Genomic DNA, 13,610 nt, shown 5'->3' on the forward strand with positions numbered 1-13,610 from the left:
TTTGTAACATCTCCATCGGCAAACAATTGCCGATCACGTCAAAGCTTCCTTCCTGCCGCGCAGCGGCTTTGTGCAACGCTAGCGTAACGGGCCGGTTTGGAGCGCTAGCGGAAAACCGGTCCCGTTGACGCACTTGTTACGTGCTGATTTTGCACAGATGTTTGATTGTCTTTTCATGTTCTTTGCCGACCAAGCCAACATCTTGATGAAAACGAAATCCAGACCTTTTGATTTTCGCCGCATCAAGAGCCTTTTGCGCTTCTGAACCATCGTTATTGATTAATGCTTTAGAAGCATGCCACTTGAAATGATCCAACGGGAACGTCAGCCTATCAACATGCTCATCTAATACATTAAGCGCGGTGGTGTATTCGTGTTCGATTTTCCGATTCGCAACCAAATAGGGATAATCAAGGTACACACCTGTTTGGTGTTTAGGAAATTCCTTTTCTCTTTCAAGGACCTCTTTGAAGGCGGCAATGCATCTTTCGAGATCATTTAAGGCAAAGTATGCGTTTGCTTTTGCCAGTAATGCGCGAACGTCATCAAATTGATCTTTTCTTGATACAAAGTATTCGTTAACTAGACGAAGCGTAACCTTAGGATGATTCTCAGCCAACGTGAGAGCTTGGATTACCAAATACTGGTCTCGTTGCGTTCTCGCTCTTTTCAACTTTGAGTAGAAAAAATCTTCGATAGATTCGTTCCAATCTTTATTCCTGTACCAATCGTCAGATGACACGATGAGCCCTCAACACGTAACAGCTAAGCATTTATCCGTCGTGCGGAGCATGGCGGATAAATGTCTGTTGGACTGAGCCGCCCCGCAGTCTGCCGAGGCGCTGCTTCTAAGGGGATTGTATGGTTTGGCGCTCGGGGAGTCGAAGTCGCCGGAGGAGGGGCTGGCGTGGATCCGGGGTGTCGGCGTCCCCGAGGATACCGCTAGGCGGTGATAAATTGGCGCTCATGTCGGCAAATTCGGTGGACGCATGGCGCTCTCCGGGCCGTTTTCGGTGTTTCGGACATACGCACGCCCAGGCACCCACGGGGCCTGTCGGCGAACGTCGGTGACGTTGTCTCAGCTTAGCCGCTCGGTATCATCCGCTCTCCCGTCTGGGTGGTGCCAGTGCCGGGGCGGGCAACAGCGCCCCGGGGCGCAGCGCGCCCGTGCCACAGGCCGGACACGGGTAGCGCTCCTCGGTGTCGGCTACCCGGCCGGCCGCGGCGCCTTCGGCGGTGGGTTCGGGGCGCGCGAGACAGGCGCCGATACGCGCGAGCTTCGCACGGCGGCAACGGTTGGCGAGAAAGCCGTAGTGGCGGATCCGCATGAACCCCCTCGGTAGCACATGAAGCAGGAAACGCCGGACAAACTCCACGCCGGCCAGGTGCATGACCTTGGCCCGGTGGCCATCGGCGTAGTCGGTGTAGCGAAAGGCTACCGACTCCCCGTCGATGCCGAGGATGCGCGCATTGGAGATGGCGATACGGTGGCTGTAGCGGGCCAGGTAGCCCACCACGGTCTCGGCCTGGCCCAGGCAGGGCTTGGCGTAGACCACCACCTCGGTGCGCATGAGCTCGGCGAGGCGGTGATCCACGTCCGCCGGGGCCACGCGCGAAAGCGCGCCGGTACGCGCGGCCCGGCGCAGCAGGCTCGCCAGCCGACCGCGGAACTGCCGCGCCAGTGCCCGCACCGGGAACAGGTAGTGCCCCTTGGCCGTGCGCCAGCGACCCTCCGGGGTCAGCACGCCACCCGGGACGAGGCAATGCAGATGGATATGCTGGGTGAGCGTCTGCCCCCAGGTGTGTAGCACCGCGGTGAAGCCCAGCTCCCCGCCGAGGCGCTTGGGGTCGGCGGCGAAGGCCTTCAGCGTCCCGGCAGCCGCGGCGAAGAGGCTGTCATAGAGCACCGCGGGATGGAGCTGCGCCCAGCCATTGAGCCCGTGCGGCAGGGTGAAGACCAAGTGGTAGTAGGCGACCGGCAGGATCGTCTGGCTCTGGCGCTCGGCCCAACGCCGGGAGGCGCGCTGCTGGCAGCGCGGGCAGTGGCGGTCGCGGCAGGCGAAGTAGATCGGCTGTGCGTACGCACAGCGATCGCACTGCCAGTGCATGCCGCCCAGCGCCGGCGTGCGGCACTGCCCGAGGTGGCGGCTGACCTTTTGGCGCTGTCCGTCGAGCCGCTGCTCGGCGGCGAGCTCCGGCAGAAACCGCGCCAATACCGCTTGCAGATCGGTCGACTCAGCCATGGTTGACCTCCCCCAGGGTGGCCAGCAGGTCCCCATCCCAGCGCTCGCTCTCGCGGTCGTCGCCCACCCAGTGGAGGTAACGCTGGGTCGAGTGCAGGTCTTGGTGCCCCAGCAACTGTTGCAGCCGGTGCACCGGCAGGCCGCCCTCCAGCTGGTGGGTCGCGTAGGCATGGCGCAGGCCGTGGATACCACCCACCTTCACGACCCCGGCCCGGGCCTTAGCACGCGTGAACACGCGCTGCGCCGTGGAAATGCTAAGCGGTTGCTGCGGCGACGACACCCTGGGGAAGAGCCAGACCGGCGGGCGAACCACCCGGTAGTACGCGCGCAGCTGCGTCAACAACGTCGCCCCCAGCGGCACTAGGCGGTCCTTGGCCCCTTTACCCTGGCGTACCCGCAGCAGCCGGCGCTCGCCGTCGATATCGCACACCCGCAGCGCCATCAGCTCGCTCACCCGCAGTCCGGCCCCATAGCAAGTGGCCAGAAGCATGCGATGCTTCAGGTTGGCGCAGGCGGCAAGGATCGCCACCACCTCCCGGCGCGTGAGCAGCTCCGGAATGCGCTGCGCGCGCTTCGGGATCGCGATCGCCACGTCAAACGACGGCCAGCCCAGCACCCGCAGGTACAAAAACCGGATCGCGTTCAGATACAGCCGACAACTGGCTCCGGAGAGCTCGCGCTCACAGGCGAGGTAGCGGAAATACGCCCCCAACTCCGCCACACTCAATACCTCCGGTGAGCGGCGATAATATCGGGCCAAGTCCGTGACGGCGCCCAGGTAGCTCTGGTGGGTCCGCGCGGAGAAGCCACGCACGCGCATGGCCTCGATCATCTGCTGACGTAACGGCGTCATCTCTCATCTCCTAACACGGTTGCAGGAGATGAAAGTCTTGCCCAATCTCAGGAATGTGGAACGAAGGGAAGCCCCGCGAAGCGGTTTAGTTCAACAGCTAATAGGCGGACGTCGTCCGCGTTATAACACGGACTATGTCCGCATAATATGCATGCACCAAGACCCTTTGCTGTCTGCGACGGGGTCGCCTCGGGTCGGCACTAGCCCGGGGCTGGTCCAGCGCTCCGGCTCCCGCCAACGGCTGCATGCGGCAAGCGGACGGCGTGATAGGCGGACGCTTGCGGCAATACGCGCTTGCGCGCCGCTGGTCAGCGGGATACTGTATAGATATACAGCATCCTATGGAGGGGCAACAGCGTGTCACGGAAGAGCTCTCCATTTCTCGATCGTGTCCGTTCCGCGATCCAGGTGCGCCACTACAGCATTCGCACGGAAGAGGCGTACGTGACCTGGATCCGTCGGTTCATCCTGTACCACGACAAGCGGCACCCGCAAGACATGGGCACGGCGGAAGTCGCGGCATTTCTTACCGATCTGGCGACCACGAAAGGCGTCGCCGCGGCGACGCAGAACCAGGCGCTCAATGCCTTGGTGTTTCTTTACGACAAGGTTCTGGAGCAGCCGCTCGGTGAGATTGGCGGTATCGTACGGGCGAAGCCATCGCGCAAGTTACCGGTTGTTCTCACACCCGATGAGATCGGTCGGGTGCTTCGCGGGCTATCCGACGTGCACTGGCTCATTGCGTGCCTGCAGTACGGTTCGGGGTTGCGGCTGATGGAGAGTGTTAGCCTACCAAAGCGAGGACACGTGGATAGCTACCTATACCGCATTGACACCGTCGACGGTCTCGCCAAGATAAGGGATGGGAAGTTTCGCGCCGTCAGGTGGACACCGTCCTGCTATCCACACGAGATACTTAAGAAGCTCGAAAGCTCATTGCCTGAAGGTGCGGCGCTATTCCGCATCTGCTTCTACAGCTCGGAGCAAAAGGCCCGCTGGTCACAGCAATACGATTTCGCTGGCCGGAACACGCGGATCCTTCGCTGCCCGAAGGAAGCCGTTTTGGCCGCTGGCTTCTCTGAAAGCTGGGATGATGGTTTCCGGCAGGGAGAGGCGTACCTCTTTTGGACGCAGGAATCCGCACAAGGCGCCAGTGCACGCTTGAGCAACGTAGGGATTCCTCTGGAAACGTTTGAAGTTGCAGAGGGCGAGTCGTGGTTGCCCATGGGATCGATTTATTCACCCTTGGACGGGCTCGCCAAAATAACCGAACCCACACCCAAGCCAGATCAGGCTCACAGCGCCAGTGAAGAAGCATGTCCGGCCCGAGAGACATCCGGAGGCTGGATCGCCTCGTTGCGAAGGCTAACTTCAGCGTTCGGCTGCGCGTGAAAGATCTGGACTTCGCGCACCGCGCGATTTTCGTAAGGGACGGCAAGGGTGGCAAGGACCGCGTCGTCACGTTGCCCGATGAATTGATTCAGCCACTTCAGCGGCACCTGCAGTGGCGGCGGAACCTCTTCGAGCAGGACGTGCGAGCGGGCTTTGCATCCGTGCATCTCCCACATGCGCTGGCGAGAAAGTACCCGAACGCGCCCTGGGAGTGGGGTTGGCAATACGTGTTTCCGGCGGAGCGGATCAGCCAGGATCCCCGCAGCCTCGCCCGTCGCCGGCACCATGTCGATGAGAGCGCCGTTCAGAAAGCGGTTCGCCGAGCGGTCCGCGAAGCAGGCGTCGTCAAGCCCGCGAGTTGCCACACCCTGAGGCACTCCTTCGCCACGCACCTGCTCGAACGCGGCGCCGATATCCGTACGGTCCAGGAACAGCTAGGCCATGCGGACGTGCGCACCACGCAGATTTACACGCATGTCATCGAGCGTGGAGGCCGAGCTGTGAAGAGTCCGCTTACCGCCGTGCTATAGACGCCCCTGGTCCGGCCCACGGTGTGCCGCGGCCGCATCGGGTCTGCCAAATTGGCCACGCTGCGGAACAGCACTCGGCTCTCGTTGGCGATCTCCGGTTCACCCGCAGAGCATGAGTAAGGCCCGGCATAATAGCCGCCTCACTCTGTCTCCGTGAGAGATGCGCGAATTCCGCCGAATCCTGAGGCGGTGAGGTGCTGCCATTGCGGCCGAGCGCCGGTCCTGCGCCGGGGCATCCGGCACCGGCCCACAACGCTATCCGCCCTGGTCCCGCGGACGCAGGTACTGCCGGTAGAAGCGGTTCTGAAAACGGTGCTCCGGATCAAACGTGTTCTTCACTTCCAGGAGGCGATCGGCGTCTGGATACGCACGCTGAAACTGCCCACGTGCCGCGAAGCCCAGATATGGGAGGTAATAGTTGCCGCGGTTATCCAGCGCGGCGTCTATCAGCGCTCGTGTCCAACGGCGTGCCTGAGCCAGGGACCGAGCGTCGGCCCGTACGTTCAGGTACAGCACGACCGCCACCGAATTCCGCGATGCGTAGGCAAGTGCCGTCTCATCAAACCCTGGCAGGTAGCGCAGTGTGACGTTGAGCACGTTGACGTCGTGCTCCGCCAGGATGGTTCTCATGGAGTCGATGAACGGCTCGAACCGATCGAGCGGAACGAAGTATTCCTGGAGCACGTCGGCGTCCTCGTCGCTGTCCCGCTCGAGAAAGCGGATGGGCGGCCGCATGGCCTCGTTGCGGGTGGCAACGCTGCGCTCGTCGACAGGATCCACGACGCGTTGCTGCAGTTCCCAGCGCACCGACTTCCCAAGGTCTGACTCCCGCGAGAGATCGAAAACCAGCCGGTTGCGGAATCGATGCGCTTCCGGCTTCAGCGACGGTGGCGACTCGGGAGGCGAACCCACTCGGACATGATCCACCACGTACCCGTCCCGGAGAAAATCATCCCCCGGCGCGATCGAGAGCCGGCCGAAGTGCAGCTCCACGTCATCGCGCCCTACTATTCGATCGCGCAGGTAATCCGGATAGTCTCGGTAGTCGATTGACTCTACCCGTTTCTCCAGAGTGGCGTTGCCGACGAGCTGGAGCTCCGCCTCCAGGATGACGCCGATGAGGCCGTAGGACCCGACCATTGCCTCGAAGAGCTTCGGTTGCCGGCGGCGACTGACCTCTACCACCCTACCCGAGGCGAGCATCACCCGGATCTCCGTTACGGTATCGAGAACCGGTCCGTACCGGGGATCACGACCGTGCGCGTTGACGGCAATGGAGCCGCCGACGGTAAAGATATTCGACGATTGCATGACCGCGACCGCCAGCCCCAAGGGATTCACCGCCGCCTGAACGTCCGCCCACGTGGCGCCGGCCTGAACCCGCATCACGCGCCGCTCGGCGTTAACCGCCAGCACACGGTCGTAGGCCGACATGTCGAGCACGATCCCGTCACGCGCCCCGGTATGACCGCCCTGACTGTGCCGGGCACCTGCCATGGACACGGGTAGTCCGCGCTCATCCGCATACCGCAGCGCCCGCCGCACGTCTTCCTCGGTCGTGACGCGGACCACGCGGGTTACCTCAATGGGGTTCAGACCGGTGACGTCGTTGACGGTCTCGGCAGCCCGGATCGTCTCGCCAGCCATTAATACTGCGAGTGCGATCAGCCACAAAGCCAGGTGCAAAGGTCGAAGTCGGTTCGATAATGACAGCGTCATTCCGAACCCCCAATGCCCGGGGGCGTCCACGCAATACTTTCAAGAAAGCCAGGAACCGGCACGCGCTAGTGTGTCCGTTTGGACGTGTTATCAGGCGATCGCATCAGACACTTGATCATGAGGATCGCCCCCATTTCGGAGCCGTCAGCGAGTTTCTGTGTGGTCTCTCGGACCTTCTCATAACCGTTTTTGCGGTAGAAGCTTTCTGCGTTGTAAGACGCATTGAGCTCGAGCTCATCAACATCGTTGGCCAGACAGCACGCTTCCATGTTGCGGAGTAAGCCGGAACCAATGCCATGGTTGGAAAACTCCGGGTGAACATACAAGGCCTTGAGTTGGGATTGCGCGGGTAGCGCGATGCAGAAGCCAACCACCCTGCCGGTAGTTGCAACGGCGACTCCACAAAGCGTGGAATCGTTCACGATGAGGCTCGCGAGCCATTCTTGACGGGTTTCGTCTGGCACAGGTGACCACACGCGAAGGATATCGGCAGGGTAGTAATCGCTCGCAATAGCGTGAACGGACGCATAATGGGTCGACACCATATCGGGGGCGTCCTCGATAACGGCAGGGCGATATATCAATCGCGAAGCGCTCATTCTATCGCCAGGCCTCGGCAGTCGCGTGAGCCGTTGTGGCAAGACAGGGGGAGAGATGACAGCGTGTCACGAAGGCGCTTTCCCTTGCTCAATCGTGTCCTTTCGGTGATCCGGCCGCGCCAGTACAGCTGAACCTGGCTTCGTCTCTCAGATCACTTCGTTCGCGGCGTAGTCGCCCCGCGGAGGCCTTCATTGCGAGCTCCGCTATACACCCTCTCCCCCTGCCCCTCTCCCGTCAAGGGAGAGGGGGGTGCCGACTGCGTCGGCTTGGGGAAGGGGTTCCCACAGTGCTTCGATGCGCCGTGGTGGCGTCGACCTACAGCAGCACTTTCTCGATGCCGCCCGCCTGGGCCTTCTTGATGAAGCCTTCCTGCCAGCCGTCGCCGAGGAGGTGGTTGGCCATCTCGATGACGATGTAGTCGGCCTCCACGCCGGTATCGTCCTCGTAGCGGGAGAGGCCCTGGAGGCAGGCCGGGCAGGAGGTGAGCATCTTGACCTTGCCCTTCTCCGCCGTGGGCTGGCCGGTGAGCTCTTCGAGGCCCTTGTTGTACTCCTCTTCCTTGCGGAAGCGGACCTGGCTGGCGATATCCGGGCGGCTGACGGCGAACGTGCCGGCCTCGCCGCAGCAGCGGTCGTTGAGCGGCACTTCCTTGCCCATGAGGGTGCTGGCGGTCTTCTGGGCGTCGTGGGTCTTCATGGGTGTGTGGCAGGGGTCGTGGTACATGTACTGCACCCCGTCCACACCGTCGAGCTTGTAGCCCTTCTCCAGCAGGTACTCGTGGATGTCGAGCAACCGGCAACCCGGGAAGATCTGCTCGAACTCGTATTTGAGCAGCTGATCCATGCAGGTGCCGCAGGAGACGATCACCGTCTTGATGTCCATGTAGTTCAGCGTGTTGGCCACGCGGTGGAACAGCACACGGTTCTCGTTGGTGATCTGCTGGCCCTTGTCGATATCGCCGTTGGAGGTCTGCGGGTAACCGCAGCACAGGTACCCGGGCGGCAGCACGGTCTGGGCGCCCGCCTCGTAGAGCATCGCCATGGTGGCGAGGCCGATCTGGCTGAACAGCCGCTCCGAGCCGCAGCCGGGGAAGTAAAACACGGCGTCGGAGTCGTCGGTGACCTTCTCCGGGTTGCGGATGATCGGCACCACCTTGTCGTCCTCGAGCCCGAGCATGGCGCGCGTGGTCTTGGACGGCAGGTTCCCCGGCATGGGCTTTTTGACGAAGTGGACGACCTGCGCCGGCACGTTGGAAAGATCCCGGGTGTGGCGCGGGCGTTTCTTGGGCTGGGCGTCCGGGCGTTTCCCGCCGCTGCCGGCGAGGCCCACCTTCTTCGCCATGTTGAAGCCCAGGCGCTGGGCGCCGTAGCCCCACTCGATCATGCCCTTGCGCATGACGTTGATGGTCTGGGCATCCTTGACGTTGAGGAACGCCATGGAGGCCTTGGTCTGCGGGCTGGTGCGGCGGTGGCCCTTTTTCTTGAGGATGCCGCGCATCTTCACGGTGACATCGCCGAAGTCGATGTTCACCGGGCACGGCGTCACGCAACGGTGGCAAACGGTGCAATGGTCGGCGACGTCGTTCATCTCCTCCCAGTGCTGCAGCGAGATGCCGCGGCGGGTCTGCTCCTCGTAGAGCACCGCCTCGACCATCAGCCCGGTGGCGAGGATCTTGTTGCGCGGGTTGTAGAGCAGGTTCGCCCGCGGGATGTGCGTGGTGCACACAGGCTTGCACTTGCCGCAACGCAGGCAGTCCTTGATGTCCTCGTTGAGCTCGCCGAGCTCGGTGGCCTCCAGGATCAGCGCCTCCTGCTGGAGCAGCCGCAACGACGGCGTGTAGGCATCGGCGAGGCCGGAGCCCTTCAGGAGCTTGCCCCGGTTGAACCAGCCGTCCGGATCCACCTCGCGCTTGTAGTTGGCGAAGCGCTCGGAGACGGCCGGCTCCAGGTACTGCATTTTGGTGATGCCGATTCCGTGCTCGCCGGAAATCACGCCGTTGAGCTCGCCGGCGAACTCCATGACCTGATCCACGATCCGGTCGGCCTCGCGCATCATCTCGTAATCGTTGGAATTCACCGGGATATTGGTGTGCACGTTGCCGTCGCCGGCGTGCATGTGCAGCGCAACGAACAGGCGGCTGGAGAGCACCTCCTGGTGGATGGCGTCGATCTTCTTGCGCACCGGCTCCAGGTCGCGGCCGTCGAAGATCTCCTTCAGCCGCGTCTCCACCTCGCGGCGGTAGGAGATGCGCAGGCTGCGGCGCAGCAACAGGTTGGCGATGGTATCGCCCTCCCGACGGTCGGCGCGGGCGGTGTCGTCGAGCAGCGAGTTCAGCGCCACCGGGTCGCCGTCCATGTTGTCGAGGATGGCCTGCCAGCGGTCGGAGACCGCCACCAGATGCTCCACCGCGGACGTGCACTTGCGATGCAGAATCGAGCCGCCCTCTTCCGACGCCTCGTAGTGCTCACGATCCAGGTAGTCCGGCCGCTGCTTGAGCTCGGGAAGCGACCCGCTCAAGTGCTCACGTAGCGCATCGAGCAGGCGCAGCTTGTTCTTCAGGGACTGGACGATGTTGATCCGCTCGATGCCCTCGCTGTACTCGGCGAGCTTGTCGAGGGGGATGACCACGTCCTCGTTGATCTTGAACGCGTTGGTGTGCGAGGCGATGGCCGCAGTGCGCGAGCGGTCCGCCCAGAAGGTCTTGCGCGCTTCGGCGGATACGGCGACGAAGCCGTCGGCGTTGCGCTTGTTGGCCATGCGCACCATGCGCGAGGCGGCCTCCGCACAGGCGTTCTCGTCGTCGGCGGCGAGATCGGCGACGAGCACCATCTTGGGCTTCTCGCCGCGGGCACCCTTGGGCGCATAACCCACCGCGCGCACGTAGCGCTCGTCGAGGTGCTCCAGGCCGGCGAGCTTGACGCTGTCGTCGCCCTGGAGATCGTCGACGATCTCCACAATTGCCGGCACGGCCTCGTGCAGGTCGTAGCCGTAGAACTCCAGGCACACCGTGCGCATGTGCTGCGGCATGGTGTGGAGCACGAACCGCGCCGAAGTGATGAGGCCGTCGCAGCCCTCCTTCTGCACGCCGGGCACACCGTTCAAGAACTTGTCGGTGACGTCCTTGCCGAGACCCACCTTGCGGAAAGTGGACCCCGGAAACTCGATCACCTCCGGTTCGCCCTTGCGGGTCCTGCCGTCGGCCTCATAGCGGGTGACGCGGAAGCGCACGGTCTCCTGATCGTGGATCTTGCCCCGGTTGTGGTCCAGGCGCTCCACGTCGAGCCATTCCGCGTCCGGGGTGACCATACGCCAGGCCGCGAGGTTATCCAGCGCCGTGCCCCAGAGCACCGCCTTCTTGCCGCCGGCATTCATGGCGACGTTGCCGCCGATGGTGGAGGCGTCCTGGGAGGTGGGGTCCACGGCGAAGACATAGCCGTTCTTCTGCGCGATGTCGGAAACGCGCCGGGTGACCACGCCCGCCTCGGCACGCACCGTGGGCACGAGCTCCTCCACGCCGGGGAGCTCGGTCATCTCCACCTCGCCCAGGCCCTCGAGCTTCTCGGTGTTGATGACCACGCAATCCTCGTGCATGGGCACGGCGCCGCCGGTGTAGCCGGTGCCGCCGCCGCGGGGGATGATCACCAGCCCAAGATCGATGGAAGCCTTCACCAGGCTCGCCATCTCCTCCTCGGTGTCCGGACAGAGAACGACGAAGGGCACTTCCACGCGCCAGTCGGTGGCGTCGGTCTGGTGGGAGACGCGCGATAGCCCGTCGAAGCAGATGTTGTCTTCCCGGGTGTGGCGCGCGAAGGCGCGGCGCGCGGCCTCGCGCTTGCGCCGGGTTTCCTCGAACCACTGCTCGAACTCGCGCACGGTTCTGCGCGCCTGCTCGGCGAGGGCGAGCGCCTTCTCGTTGCCGTCGGCGCGCTCGACGATCTGGTCGAGGCGGTGATGCATGGCCTCGATGAGCTCGCGCCGGCGCTTGCGGCTGTCGAGCAGATCATCCTGGATGTAGGGGTTGCGCTTGACCACCCAGAGGTCGCCCAGGACCTCGAAGAGCATGCGGGCGGAGATGCCTGTGCGGCGGCTGGAACGCAGCTCGTTGAGCGTATTCCAGGCGTCCTCGCCCATGTAGCGCAGGACGATCTCGCGGTCGGAAAACGATGTGTAGTTATAGGGAATCTCGCGGATGCGGGTAGTCGTAGTCATTCAGCTCGCGTGCTATTCCGCTGCGAAGAAGAGCCTCGCATCATACAAATGTTCTCGCCCCATTGCAGGGCCATCTGACGTAACGTCATCTACCGGTAACGCCCCAATGTGCCGGATATCGGAGCGGGGCACGCACCAGGAGCAATGATGGATGCCTACAGCGCGCACGGCGCCCCTTTCGCACTGGGTCGGGCTCTGGGAGAGCGGGCATGTGCGGCCTTCGCTGAAGTCATCCGACCGAACCCGGCGTTCGAGCGTCTCCGACGCCGGGTTCCATATGGCTGGCTGGCCGACGTCGCCGCACGAATCCGTGCGGACTTCCCGAACGTTTGGAACGAGCTACAGGGCTTGGCGGCGGGTCTGGAACAACCCTTCGAGGACGTGTTGGTCTGGAACTGCCGGGGTGATATTACGCCGACCGACCCGGAGGGCTGCAGCTCCGTGGCTGCCGCGAGCAGCGACGGCATCTGGCTCGCCCACAACGGGGACGGCGATCCGGCGCTGCGCGAGCACTGCTTCCTGGTCGACGCGGTCCCGGACGACGGTCCGGCCTTTTTCACCTTCTGCTATCCTGGCTCCCTGCCCGGCCACACGCTGGCGATGAACGCTGCGGGGCTTGCCTATACGGTGAACAATCTCCGGCTTACGCAGTGCCCCACCGGCATCCCGCGCATGGTGACCGCTCGCGCGCTGCTGACCTGCTCCGGCGTGGAGGAAGCACTGGCGGTGCTGCGCCGAACCCGGCGAACCGGCGGTTTCCACTTCATGATGGCCGATTCGCGCCACCGTGCGCCCGTTTCCGTGGAGGCGCCGATTCAGCGGGTTTCCGTCGAAGCCGTTGCAACCGTCAGCGCGCACGCCAATCACCTCGTGCACCCTGACTGCGCGCACTTGCCCCAACGCATCACCGATTCCTCGCGAGCCCGCCAGGCACGACTCAACGCCTGGCGGGAACAACTCAACGTCCCCGCTACCCCTGACGCGCTACTCGCGATTCTCGGCGACCACAGCGACGCGGTATTGCCCGTTCACCGTACAGACCCCAACGACCCGGACGGCGAGAACACGCTGGCGACCGCCGTTTTCCGTGTAGATACCGGAGGCGTCACCGCTAGCGTGCGCACGGCGCCGAACGCGCCGGTGTCGGCGAAGCGACGATTCACTCCGACATAGTCCCAGTCGGCTCGCGTCGCACGCCCGGATACTTTCGAAACGCTAACGTCGTAGGCACTGTTCTCCCGGCGCCCAAGAGTGAGCCCTTCCCTCACCCGGGGAGGCCGCGTATATCTGACGAACCGCCAGTTCCGCCGGGTCACGCTCAATATGGACCCGGCTAACATCGCCACCCATGAGCATCACTTCCAGTTCCACGACCCCACCACGCCGCTGCCCGCCCGCCTCATCGCGGACAGTGGCAAAAGCGTGCCCCTCAACGGTGGAGCAGAGCCCCCTTCCCTAGCTACATCCACAACAGGGACCCCACCAGCAACGCTGGGTCTACCGGGGATCAGCGTGCCCGCGGGGCTCACGGCGGAAGGGCTCCCCGTGGGGCTGGAGCTAGACGGGCCGTCGCGCTTACTAATCTTCTCAGAAGTATTGTCATACGTCAGAGCACCACAGCGGCCCGGGGGCAAGACGCGTTCGCGCCGGCGTGGCTGGGTCACGTCAAGCGAGCGCAACGCCGCCACCGGGTCGCTGTGGCGCTCCCTTTGGGCCGGTCTGTGCGCCGATGGGATCTGCGTTGCTCACCGCTTGTGTAGCCCGGCTACACGGCGCGCCTCGCGCCTTGCCCCATCGGCGCACAGTCCGGCTGACGCATGACAATACTTCTGAGAAGATTAGTAATCGCCGCGGCAGGAACCATTGAGCCTTTGCGGCTGGCCACTCCGGGCCCGGTGGTCGCTGGCGTGTAGACGCTCGGCGGGTTGCACCTCCTCGGCAATCGCGGTGGAACTCCAAGCGCTTCGATGGGGATTTCACCGAACCGAAGCTGATTTCGCATACCGCTTGTCAATTCGCCGGCAGAACCCGCCTTGCAAACCCGTATTCCCCATCAATGATTCG

Annotated in this window: 9 protein-coding genes; 3 read left to right on the forward strand and 6 right to left on the reverse strand. The window is 63.4% G+C overall.

What is annotated here, in order from left to right:
* Positions 1-136: 136 nt before the first annotated feature.
* The 3 genes from ACPEES_RS06810 to ACPEES_RS06820 form a co-directional block, all read right to left on the reverse strand.
* Entirely contained in the window at positions 137-742 is a 606-nt protein-coding gene (locus ACPEES_RS06810) for a hypothetical protein (RefSeq protein ID WP_435102384.1), read from the reverse strand.
* Between the two features lie 355 nt (positions 743-1,097).
* Positions 1,098-2,243, reverse strand: coding sequence for an IS91 family transposase (locus tag ACPEES_RS06815; protein ID WP_435102386.1), 1,146 nt, complete (start codon positions 2,241-2,243; stop codon positions 1,098-1,100).
* On the reverse strand, positions 2,236-3,096 hold the full coding sequence (locus ACPEES_RS06820) for a tyrosine-type recombinase/integrase (protein ID WP_435102388.1): 861 nt from the start codon (positions 3,094-3,096) through the stop codon (positions 2,236-2,238). The genes ACPEES_RS06815 and ACPEES_RS06820 overlap by 8 nt, the downstream gene beginning before the upstream one ends.
* A 357-nt stretch (positions 3,097-3,453) precedes the next feature.
* Here ACPEES_RS06820 and ACPEES_RS06825 point away from each other — a divergent pair, with 357 nt between their 5' ends.
* Entirely contained in the window at positions 3,454-4,488 is a 1,035-nt protein-coding gene (locus ACPEES_RS06825; protein ID WP_435102390.1) for a phage integrase N-terminal SAM-like domain-containing protein, read from the forward strand.
* Complete coding sequence (locus ACPEES_RS06830; RefSeq protein ID WP_435102392.1) at positions 4,485-5,018, forward strand: integron integrase; 534 nt, start codon at positions 4,485-4,487, stop codon at positions 5,016-5,018. Before ACPEES_RS06825 ends, ACPEES_RS06830 begins: the two co-directional genes overlap by 4 nt.
* Positions 5,019-5,273: 255 nt before the next feature.
* On the opposite strand, the gene ACPEES_RS06835 is transcribed toward ACPEES_RS06830, so the two are convergent.
* The 3 genes from ACPEES_RS06835 to ACPEES_RS06845 all read right to left on the reverse strand — a co-directional run bounded on the left by ACPEES_RS06835 (position 5,274) and on the right by ACPEES_RS06845 (position 11,546).
* The gene (locus ACPEES_RS06835) at positions 5,274-6,665 is read right to left on the reverse strand and encodes an FAD-binding oxidoreductase (protein WP_435102394.1); all 1,392 of its coding nucleotides are present in this window, start codon (positions 6,663-6,665) and stop codon (positions 5,274-5,276) included.
* Positions 6,666-6,802: 137 nt separating this feature from the next.
* Positions 6,803-7,282: a GNAT family N-acetyltransferase gene (locus ACPEES_RS06840; RefSeq protein ID WP_435102396.1), complete on the reverse strand. Its 480-nt coding sequence runs from the start codon at positions 7,280-7,282 to the stop codon at positions 6,803-6,805.
* Between the two features lie 370 nt (positions 7,283-7,652).
* Positions 7,653-11,546, reverse strand: coding sequence for a DUF3683 domain-containing protein (locus ACPEES_RS06845; RefSeq protein ID WP_435102398.1), 3,894 nt, complete (start codon positions 11,544-11,546; stop codon positions 7,653-7,655).
* 147 nt (positions 11,547-11,693) lie between these two features.
* Between ACPEES_RS06845 and ACPEES_RS06850 the strand changes: the two genes are divergently transcribed.
* Positions 11,694-12,719, forward strand: coding sequence for a C45 family autoproteolytic acyltransferase/hydolase (locus tag ACPEES_RS06850; protein ID WP_435102400.1), 1,026 nt, complete (start codon positions 11,694-11,696; stop codon positions 12,717-12,719).
* The last annotated feature ends 891 nt before the right edge of the window (positions 12,720-13,610 follow it).

It is taken from the genome of Arhodomonas sp. AD133 (assembly GCF_051195215.1).
Classification (GTDB): Bacteria; Pseudomonadota; Gammaproteobacteria; order Nitrococcales; family Nitrococcaceae; genus Arhodomonas.

Coding starts and splice junctions, on each gene's coding strand:
- ACPEES_RS06815 (WP_435102386.1), bottom strand. CDS start 2,243: ATGGCTGAGTCGACCGATCTGCAAGCGGTATTGGCGCGGTTTCTGCCG.
- ACPEES_RS06820 (WP_435102388.1), bottom strand. CDS start 3,096: ATGACGCCGTTACGTCAGCAGATGATCGAGGCCATGCGCGTGCGTGGC.
- ACPEES_RS06835 (WP_435102394.1), bottom strand. CDS start 6,665: ATGGCTGGCGAGACGATCCGGGCTGCCGAGACCGTCAACGACGTCACC.
- ACPEES_RS06840 (WP_435102396.1), bottom strand. CDS start 7,282: ATGGTGTCGACCCATTATGCGTCCGTTCACGCTATTGCGAGCGATTAC.
- ACPEES_RS06845 (WP_435102398.1), bottom strand. CDS start 11,546: ATGACTACGACTACCCGCATCCGCGAGATTCCCTATAACTACACATCG.
- ACPEES_RS06850 (WP_435102400.1), top strand. CDS start 11,694: ATGGATGCCTACAGCGCGCACGGCGCCCCTTTCGCACTGGGTCGGGCT.